General features: G+C 43.4%; 8 protein-coding genes. 6 read left to right on the forward strand and 2 right to left on the reverse strand.

The genetic code is table 11. The annotated features are described in order from the left end of the window. Positions 1 to 443 precede the first annotated feature (443 nt). From ABWY16_RS03770 to ABWY16_RS03785, 4 genes are read left to right on the forward strand one after another with little or no spacing between them, the layout of a single operon-like run. Positions 444 to 1,676: a sensor histidine kinase gene (locus ABWY16_RS03770; protein WP_353903319.1), complete on the forward strand. Its 1,233-nt coding sequence runs from the start codon at positions 444 to 446 to the stop codon at positions 1,674 to 1,676. A gap of 15 nt (positions 1,677 to 1,691) precedes the next feature. Next, a complete protein-coding gene (locus tag ABWY16_RS03775) occupies positions 1,692 to 2,138 on the forward strand; it encodes a response regulator (protein ID WP_353903320.1) in 447 nt (148 codons plus the stop codon). A 1-nt stretch (position 2,139) separates the two neighbouring features. Further along, positions 2,140 to 3,651 (forward strand): sensor histidine kinase, encoded by a 1,512-nt coding sequence (locus ABWY16_RS03780; protein WP_353903321.1) that lies wholly within the window; start codon positions 2,140 to 2,142, stop codon positions 3,649 to 3,651. Continuing rightward, on the forward strand, positions 3,648 to 4,568 hold the full coding sequence (locus ABWY16_RS03785) for a Brp/Blh family beta-carotene 15,15'-dioxygenase (protein ID WP_353903322.1): 921 nt from the start codon (positions 3,648 to 3,650) through the stop codon (positions 4,566 to 4,568). The genes ABWY16_RS03780 and ABWY16_RS03785 overlap by 4 nt, the downstream gene beginning before the upstream one ends. 238 nt (positions 4,569 to 4,806) lie before the next feature. Here ABWY16_RS03785 and ABWY16_RS03790 read toward each other — a convergent pair whose 3' ends face one another. Together ABWY16_RS03790 and ABWY16_RS03795 are read right to left on the reverse strand one after the other, a co-directional pair. Next, positions 4,807 to 5,307 (reverse strand): SRPBCC family protein, encoded by a 501-nt coding sequence (locus ABWY16_RS03790; RefSeq protein ID WP_353903323.1) that lies wholly within the window; start codon positions 5,305 to 5,307, stop codon positions 4,807 to 4,809. A 6-nt stretch (positions 5,308 to 5,313) separates the two neighbouring features. Beyond that, positions 5,314 to 5,637: an ArsR/SmtB family transcription factor gene (locus tag ABWY16_RS03795; RefSeq protein WP_353903324.1), complete on the reverse strand. Its 324-nt coding sequence runs from the start codon at positions 5,635 to 5,637 to the stop codon at positions 5,314 to 5,316. A 302-nt stretch (positions 5,638 to 5,939) separates the two neighbouring features. Between ABWY16_RS03795 and ABWY16_RS03800 the strand changes: the two genes are divergently transcribed. Further along, positions 5,940 to 7,040: a catalase family protein gene (locus tag ABWY16_RS03800; RefSeq protein ID WP_353903325.1), complete on the forward strand. Its 1,101-nt coding sequence runs from the start codon at positions 5,940 to 5,942 to the stop codon at positions 7,038 to 7,040. Between the two features lie 164 nt (positions 7,041 to 7,204). Next, complete coding sequence (locus tag ABWY16_RS03805) at positions 7,205 to 9,445, forward strand: xanthine dehydrogenase family protein molybdopterin-binding subunit (protein ID WP_353903326.1); 2,241 nt, start codon at positions 7,205 to 7,207, stop codon at positions 9,443 to 9,445. The last annotated feature ends 39 nt before the right edge of the window (positions 9,446 to 9,484 follow it).

Consider the following 9,484-nt stretch of genomic DNA (forward strand, 5'->3'; position numbering starts at 1 on the left):
AGAGAGGCTATTTAAAATTGCGGTTATTCTGGATGTAAAAATCAGTTCGCTGATGTCTGTCGATTGCCCAATGGAAAAGGATGTGAGTTAAAGAAATCAGGGGAATTATCCGCGGGTTAATGATGAGTTCATATGAAGAGGTTTCTTTTGTTGATCTAAAACAAAATAAATCTTATGAAAAAAAACTTATGTCTTGTCACTGCAGTGCTCTCGTTGAATCTGGCTGCATACCTACATTGTTTACTACAGCCTCGGGTGTGAAAGTTTATAACGGTGGCTATGGCTCTGCTGTGGCATTAATAAGAAGAAAGGTACATTGAGAATATTTCAGTATTGTAGATAATTCGCAATTATAAATGTATCTTACCATTGGGTTATTGGTAAGATACTTTACGCTTTTCTTCTCATCCACAAATCTTATCTGTTATTGACTTATTGACGCCATGCCCGATCTCCAGAATAAAAAGCAAGTATCATCACCCGAACACAAGGAACTCCCGGCTTATAATGATATAAAGATCGGAAGTGATAAGTTGCATTCCCGCGATGAAAGCCGCGCAGCACTACTAGTGGCTAATAAGGAGTTGGCACTTCAAAATAAGGAAAAAGAGAAACGCGCGGCAGAACTGATCATTGCAAATAAAGAACTGGCTTTTCAAAATGAAGAGAAAGAGAAACGGGCGGCAGAACTGATCATTGCAAATAAAGAACTGGCTTTTCAAAACGAAGAGAAAGAGAAGCGCGCTGCAGAACTGGTCATTGCCAATAAAGAACTTGCTTTTCAAAACGAAGAGAAAGAGAAAAGGGCAAATGAGCTGATTATAGCCAACAAGGAACTGCAATTTCAGAACGAGGAAAAAGAAAAACGGGCTAATGAATTGCTTATAGCCAACCGCGAACTGAAAATTGCAGAAGACAACATACGTATGCTCAACCAGGAAGATATCCGCAAGTTGAATGAAGCCCTGGAGCAGAAAATTATTAACCGTACAGAGGAGCTGGAAAATGTAAACGCAGAGCTCGAATCGTTTTCCTATTCGGTGTCGCACGATCTGCGCGCACCACTCAGAATCGTCAACGGATATGCCAGCATCCTGCATGATGAGTACAATCTGCTGTTCGATGATGAGGGCAACAGGTTACTTTCGATTATAAGGGAAAGTGCCAAAAAAATGGGTTTTTTGATAGATGACCTGCTCTCTTTTTCGAGGCTTGGAAGGAAAGAAATCTTTAAGACCCATGTTGACATGAATTTGCTGGTGTCTGACGCATTGAAAGATTTTATGAGGACAACTCCCCATACTGCGACTATAACCACAAGCAATTTAGGTCCTGTCCTGGCTGACAAGGCCCTGATCATTCAGGTATGGATGAACCTTTTGTCCAATGCAGTCAAATATTCTTTTCAAAATCCATCCCCCCGTATAAATATTACTTGCGAAGACACAGAAAATACCATCATCTACAAAATAGAAGATAACGGAGTTGGCTTTGATATGCGGTACGCGCACAAACTCTTTGGTGTTTTTCAGCGGCTGCATGACGCAGAGGAATTTGAAGGAGTGGGGGTGGGACTTGCACTTGTACAGCGCATCATCAAAAAACATGGCGGTAAGATCTGGGCTACGGCAGTGGTAGGCGAAGGGGCTGTATTTTATTTTAGTTTACCCAAATAATCACCCTCGGCACAAATGGATAATAAAGAAATAGAGATCCTTTTAATCGAGGATAGTATACACGACGCAGAACTTACTATAAGGGCATTGCGAAGAAATGATGTGGCTAAGCATATACTTCATTTAAGAGATGGTGCCATTGCGCTGGATTACCTTTATGGGACCGGCCAGTATACGGGGCGGGACCTTGACAATAAACCCAAACTTATCTTACTGGATTTAAAGATGCCCAAGGTGAGCGGTCTTGAAGTACTTGAAAGGATAGCGGGCGACAAAACTACCTATAAAATACCGGTGGTGGTGTTAACATCATCTAAAGAGCATCCTGACGTTGATCAGGCCTATCTGCTTGGGGCAAACAGTTACATTGTAAAGCCTGTGGATTTCGAAAGCTTTTCGCAGGTGGTAAATGCAATGGGCATGTATTGGCTCCTCCACAATCATCCACCTCATCATACCTAGAATGTTAGAAAAACTGAAAATATTACTGCTGGAAGACGAGGATTTGGATGCAGAGCTGATTAAAAGAACTTTGATAAAGGCCAGGCTCAATTTTGACTTATCGGTAGTAAGAACCAAAGGTAAGTTCAGCCAGGCACTGAAAGAATATCCGGCTGATATCATATTGTCTGACCACTCACTGCCGGATTTCGATTCCCAGGAAGCGCTGGAAATGGTGAAGGAGTCAGGGCTGATTATCCCTTTCATCCTGATCACCTCGTCCATGACTGATGAATTTGCAGTGAAGGTGATGCAGGATGGCGCAGATGACTATATCATCAAAGACCGCCTGCATAGGTTACCTTTAGCGATTACAAGTCTGATCAATAAATACCGGGAGAAAAAACAACAGCGCGAAGAACGCAGACAGTCCAGTAGGGAGCTCACAGATCTAAATCACCGTTTATTGCTTGCTACAAGAAGTGCAAATATCGGGATCTGGGATTGGGACTTACTGAACAATCATCTGGAATGGGACGAAACCATGTACCAGCTCTACCAGATACAACCTGGTGAATTCAGTTCAGCGTACGAATCGTGGTACCACAGGGTACACCCTGAAGACAGGGTAAGTATAACCGAAGCGATGGAAAGAGCGATTGCAGGTGAAGAGAAATATGATACCCAATTCAGGATCAACGGAGCCGATGCGCAAGTACGTCATCTGCGTGCTACCGGGCTTGTTGAATATGATGTGGATAATAAGCCGGTTCGAATGATCGGCATTAACTGGGACATCAGCCCGCGAATAGCTGCCAACCAGGAGAGAGAACACATTATTGAGGACATGGTAGAACGTAACGCGGCGCTGGAACAATTTACCTACATCATTTCGCACAATCTCAGAGCGCCGATAGCCAACATTATTGGGGCTACGAATATATTGTCTGACCTTGATACAAGTCATGAAGACAGGGAGCAGCTCACCAGGGGGATAAACGAATCTGTAGTGAAGCTGGATAACATCGTACGGGATCTCAATCATATTTTAAGTGTGAAAGGTGATGTTTTCAACAACAGGGAGAAAGTAGATTTCGCAAATCTTACCAAAGACATCATGAAGATAACTACTGACTTAGTGGATCCGCAAAGTTGTGTGATCAGCTATGATTTTTCGGCAGTAACGGGAATAAACACTATTAAATCATATCTGAACAGTATATTTTATAACCTGATCTCTAACAGTATCAAATACCGGAGAAAGGATGTTCCCTCCCTGATCAGCATCAAAAGTCAGAAGACCGGTAACGTATTGGAGCTCATATTTACGGACAATGGAACTGGTATCAATATGGAGAAGAACGGGAACAACATTTTCGGACTGTACAAGCGTTTTCATCAGCATATCGCCGGCAAGGGAATGGGTCTGTTCATGGTTAAAACCCAGGTTGAAAAATTAGGTGGCACAATAACCGTAAACAGCATTGAAAGCGAGAAAACTGAATTCAGGATTTCATTTGTTGAAACGAATTGAGTTTGCTAAGGATCTCCATCGTAATTGCCGGTCTGATATTATTCGGTGTCAATGGATACTTATATGCTGTTTCTGAACAGGGGCAGTTTATATTTTTTTTACTAGGGATCATTGTTCTGGGGATCCCGCATGGTGGTGCAGATCTGCTGATTGCCTCACAAAATTCGAGAAACAGCCAGCGTAAATTCTCAAAAGCAAAATTCAACCTGATGTACCTGGGCAACATTGCATTGTTTTTAGTGTTGCTGCTTTCTTTTCCCTCCTTAGGGCTGATGTTATTTTTATTACTGGCAGCTTACCATTTTGGAGAAACTGATTTGCAGGGTTTTATAACCGAAAGCATGGCTGGGGATATTTTCATGTTTATTTATGGAATGTTTATTCTGGGGCTGATTTTTCTACCCGACTTTGACAAGATATATAAGGGCCTGGAGAGGCTACACCCGGATGTCAGAACTGTGCAGGTATTAGAGTGGATAAATATTTATAATACAGTGATTCTCGGCGTAATTTCATTCTCATTTATTGCCATTGGCAGTCTTTATTTCTTTTACAACAAACACCTCTTCAAACTACACTGGCGCCAGTTGATTCTGCTGAGCCTGCTGAGCATTATTGTTTATAAATTACCGCTTCTTCTGAGTTTCAGTTTCTATTTTGTGGTTTGGCACTCTTTGATTTCCCTGAACAATATTATCTGTTACCTCTTACTTGATAAATCCGTCAGTCCGGTGCTGCTGGTAAAGGAAACTCTTACAAACAGTCTGATCGCTTTAATTGGAGTTTCGGTTTTGGGATGGGCTGCTTTCTCCATGTTGAACAACAGCGACTTAGTTCTTTACACGGTTGTGGGATTAGCTGTTCTTACCGCTCCGCACATGCAGGTTATGCACAGGATGTACCGCCAGTTAAATTAGGCCGAAAAACACAATTACTGTATTGAAATCATTTCAAATGCATTACTTGATTAAGGATTTTGTTGCGGGAATAATAAAGAATCTCTAAGCAGCGTTCATCGAAAAAAAGAAAGAGATGCCGGACAGCAGCAAGCTAAGTTAAGAGCTTATTCATGTGCCCCGCATCCCTGATCAATTGTCATTTTTATTCTCTCTTATCGTTTCAGGTATCCTGAAATGCTAAAGAGAACATTAAACATTATTTCTTTGTTAGCGATGCCAACAAATTATCCAGGTTATCAATCGTCATTTTGAAGCCTTGTTCAAAGCCCATTTCAATCATCTTTTCCATACGGTCAAGCGACTCGTTAAAGATCGTAATGCTCACTGTAGTAGTGCCATTCTGCTCGCTGAAGTTATAGTCCCATGCTGAACCCGGCAGCTCTTTATTTTCTTCTGCATCCGCAAAAGTATTATACATTTTAAAATTGGTTTTTGGTGTAATGGAGGTGTATTCCTGTATGGACCAGCGTTCCATACCTTCGGGACTTACCATCGCATAAAATCTGCGTCCGCCAACTTCAAAGTTCATGTATTTTGTTCTGGCCGTCCAGGGTTTGGGTGCCACCCATTGATCCAACAGTTCTTTTGTAGTGAATGCATCCCAGACCAATGGAAGTTCTGCATCAAATTCTCTGCTGATGTATACGGTCTTTTCAGGTTTGTTAACTGTAAATTCAAATAAGAGGTTCTTTTCCATAATGTTCTATTTTTTAGTTTGATTTTTCATTACTGCCAACAGCTCATCCAGCTGGTTAAATTTGGTTTCCCAGATGGCCCTGAACTGTGCCAGCCACTGGTCTATTTCCTGCATTTTCTCAACTTCAAGAGAATAGTAGATTTCTCTTCCCTGATGTTCCTGTTTGATCAGCTCACATTCAATCAGGATTTTAAGGTGTTTTGATACTGCCTGCCGGCTGGAGTCAAAGTTTTCGGCAATAGCGTTTGGAGTCATCGCCTGTATCGCAATCAAAGCAATAATGGCTCTTCTTGTAGGATCTGCTACGGCTTGAAAAATATCTCTTCTCATAAACACTATTATATGAAACTGTTCGGTTGCAAATATATATGCAACTATTCGGTTTCGCAAATTTTTTTTGAGATTTTATATACAGGTTTTCCGGAGACAATACTATTGCCATCCTCAGGTCTGTAAAAACATTGGAAATTCTTGAATTGATTGCTTTTCTTACATACAATGTGAGTAATAGTAAGACCGGCTAACGTACAACTTTCAGGGATGTGAAATACGGGCTGTATGTAAACATATCAGGTGCTGCCTGTGTTCCAAACCAGAATATACACCTTTCTGATATGTCAAAACCTATAGAAATGCAAAATTACGTACCCTATTCGGACAATGTAGAAGTGAAACAACCCAATGAAGACCAGGACAGCCAGGCTGTTGTAGATACGATGGCCCGTGTAAACAAAATTATGTTTGAGCGTTACCGGCACGCAGTCAGGGATGCCCATGCTAAAAACCACGGTATATTACGCGCTGAACTGGAAATTTATGAAAACCTTCCGGTGCATCTGGCACAGGGATTATTCAGGGAACCTAAAAAGTATCCGGTAATCATAAGGTTTTCATCGGCACCGGGTATGATTGAGCCTGACAAAAAATCCAATCAGCGGGGCATGGCCATCAAAATTATCGGTGTGGAAGGAGAAAAGCTGCTTCCTGAAGACAAAGATGCGCTTACACAGGATTTTTTGCTTGTGAACTATCCGATCATCCCCACCGGTACTGTTAAGGATTATCTTGACCAGCAAAAGAAAATTGAGGAATACATCAATACGCCCGATCTGTTTCAATCGGTGCAGGGCGCGATGTTGGTTGCAGGGAGGAAGATTAAAAATGTCCTGGGCAAAGAGGAAGACCCCAATGATTTTGGTACGCCGGGATCACACTTGCTGGGAGACAGGTATTTCAGTATGGCAGCAATCCGTTTCGGAGATTTCATCGCAAAGATTTCGATTGCGCCAAAGTCTGAAAATGTTGTTGCCCTGCATGGTAAGGAGATGGATCCTGAGTTAAGGAAGAATGAACCAGAAACTTTCCTGACGACGATTGTAACTGAGTTTTTCAAAAATCAGACTGCCGAATATGAACTGTCGGCACAGTTATGCACTGACCTTGAAAAGATGCCAGTAGAAGACGGATCTGTGCAGTGGATGGAAGATGACAGCCCTTACCAGCCAATTGCCAGGCTTACTATTTCAGCACAGGATATTACCAGTCCCGCCCGCAGGGTTTACGGTGATGATGTGCTGAGCTTTAATCCTTTTCATTGCCTGCCGGAACACCGGCCTTTGGGGAATATCATGAGGGTGCGCAGGCTGGCTTATGAAACTTCATCAAAATACAGGCATCACATGAATGCACAGCCGAGGATAGAACCACGCAGCATTGAAGAGTTGCCGGACTAGTGAAGCAGCACTCCAGACACAATAATTTGTGGTATGCCATCTTTACAATAGCGTAGAGATGGTTTTTTTTCTGAAATGAGATAAACTTTAGTCCGTTGCGGGTGTTATTGACAATCAGGAACTTCGGTAGCCATCAGGCAGCTAATAAACAGAGATAGTATAACATGGATAAGTTCGAGATTAAAACATCCAGCTCAGCAGCGCTAAAGCATCCTGCAGACGCACAGAACCGGATAGAAGGAAGGTTAAAAGTAACCGGTGCTGCCCAATATGCTGCTGAATATCCCCTGGAAAATATGACTTATGGGGTAATGGTAACCAGCAGGATTGCGAGAGGTTCGATAAAATCAATACAATCTGATAAAGCAAGCGGAGCGGCAGGTGTGTTAACTGTCATCAGTCATTTAAACCGGCCCCGGGTGCCTGGCTATGATAAACCAGTAGATCAGCGAAAAACCCGTTATTACGGTCAGGAATACCGCTTGTTTTATGATAACCGCATAATGCATCATAACCAGCCGGTAGCGCTCGTTGTAGCAGAAACCCTAGAGCAGGCAACCTTTGCAGCTTCTTTAGTTGAAGTGGTGTATGATAAGGAGCAACACCAGACAGATCTGCTGGATCACCTTTCTAATGCGGTTACTCCACACCGACCAACGGATTCCCTGAGGGGAAATGCGGATGCCTGGAGAACGGCAGAGGTAAGCATAGAAGAAGAATACCATACCCCAATACAAGTGCATAATAGTATGGAGCCCCATGCTACTACAGCCCACTGGCTACCTTCGGGTAAACTGATAATCTATAACAAAACGCAGTTTGTACAGGGAACAAAAGATGCATTTATTAATTATTTTAATCTGGAAAAAGACCAGGTGGAGGTAAATGCTCCATTTGTGGGTGGTGCTTTTGGCAGTGCATCGAGGGTGTGGCCCCATGAAATGGCCGCAGTGATGGGTGCGAAAGTTATTGGGAGGCCCCTCAAGGTGGCAATGGAAAGAAAGCAGGTTTTTAATATGATCGGTTACCGCCCATATGCGGTGCAGAAATTCAGTATCGGCGCAACGAAGAAGGGCATTTTTGTAGGTATAAGGCATGAAGCAAAAGGAATGACATCAGTTTATGAGGAATTTGTGGAGCGTATAACCGACCCTACAAAGTCAATGTACCGCTGTCCGAATCTGCAAACCAGTTACCAGCTGGTGCCGCTCGATGTGAGTACACCTACGCATGCCCGGGGCCCAGGGGAGACAACAGGTTCATTTGCGCTGGAATCTGCGGTGGACGAACTTGCTTATGCCCTGAAAATAGACCCTGTGAAACTAAGGATAATGAACCTTGCTGACACGGATCCCGAGAAAAACATTCCCTGGACAAGTAATCATCTGGAAGAATGTTACCGGGAGGGTTCGCGGATATTTGGTTGGGAAAAGCGCAATCCAATTCCATCTGCGATGACCTCTGAAGGATACATGCTGGGGATGGGGATGAGTGCCGGGATATATAAAGCAACCAGGGAAGCTTCAGCTGCAAGTGCCCAGCTCAATGCAGATGGGAGTTACACTGTTAAAACCTCCGTTGCAGATACAGGTCCGGGATCAGCAACTGTTTTTGCGCAGATCGCAGCGGAACGCCTGGGGACAGATATCAGAAATGTCCGTTTCTTATGGGGCAACTCCAGCCTGCCCCCGGCACCAGGCCAGTTTGGTTCGCATACTACAGCTTCGGTCGGCTCTGCCGTTCATGATGTATGCATGGCTTTAACCGACCAGGTTATCAACCTGGCGCTGAAGGGGGCACATCCAGGCTTCAAAGGCAGGTCAAAAGATGAGATTGTTGTGCAGAACGGGTTTGTTCAGACAAAAAACGGGCTGGAGAAAATCTCCTGTAAAGAGCTGTTAAAAACAAATCAACTCCCTGAATTGCTGGTTACCAAAGAATCAAAAGCCGGGCCGGAAGAAAAGACGCATTCCGGAAAGTCCTTCTGCGCTAATTTCGTGGAGGTACTGGTACATCCCCTGACGGGAGTGGTTAGAATAAACAGGGTGGTAACTGTAGTGGATTGCGGAAAGGTGATCAACCACAAAACTGCCGAGAGCCAGGTTTATGGATCTGTAGTGTGGGGAATTGGCGTTGCGTTGATGGAAGAGGGGATAATTGATCACCGGACAGGAGGTTATATCAACAATAACCTTGCAGATTATCATCTTCCTGTATGTGCAGATATTCCTGATATTACAGTGAAATTTATAGACAAGGATGACAGTATCCTGGACCCGGTGGGTGCCAAAGGCCTGGGTGAAATTGGAATGATTGGTTTCTCTGCGGCAGTTGCGAACGCTGTATTTCATGCTACAGGAAAACGGATCAGGCATTTGCCAATTACGCCGGACAAACTGATATGAGTAAATCTTCCCATGCTGATATGAGTAGCTTCTTCCCAT

The organism is Pedobacter sp. (assembly GCF_040513095.1).
In the GTDB taxonomy this organism is placed as follows: domain Bacteria; phylum Bacteroidota; class Bacteroidia; order Sphingobacteriales; family Sphingobacteriaceae; genus Pedobacter.

Excerpts from the sequence above, each read along its gene's own strand:
- ABWY16_RS03805 (WP_353903326.1), top strand. The coding sequence starts at position 7,205 with ATGGATAAGTTCGAGATTAAAACATCCAGCTCAGCAGCGCTAAAGCAT.
- ABWY16_RS03775 (WP_353903320.1), top strand. The coding sequence starts at position 1,692 with ATGGATAATAAAGAAATAGAGATCCTTTTAATCGAGGATAGTATACAC.
- ABWY16_RS03800 (WP_353903325.1), top strand. The coding sequence starts at position 5,940 with ATGCAAAATTACGTACCCTATTCGGACAATGTAGAAGTGAAACAACCC.
- ABWY16_RS03780 (WP_353903321.1), top strand. The coding sequence starts at position 2,140 with ATGTTAGAAAAACTGAAAATATTACTGCTGGAAGACGAGGATTTGGAT.
- ABWY16_RS03795 (WP_353903324.1), bottom strand. The coding sequence starts at position 5,637 with ATGAGAAGAGATATTTTTCAAGCCGTAGCAGATCCTACAAGAAGAGCC.
- ABWY16_RS03790 (WP_353903323.1), bottom strand. The coding sequence starts at position 5,307 with ATGGAAAAGAACCTCTTATTTGAATTTACAGTTAACAAACCTGAAAAG.
- ABWY16_RS03770 (WP_353903319.1), top strand. The coding sequence starts at position 444 with ATGCCCGATCTCCAGAATAAAAAGCAAGTATCATCACCCGAACACAAG.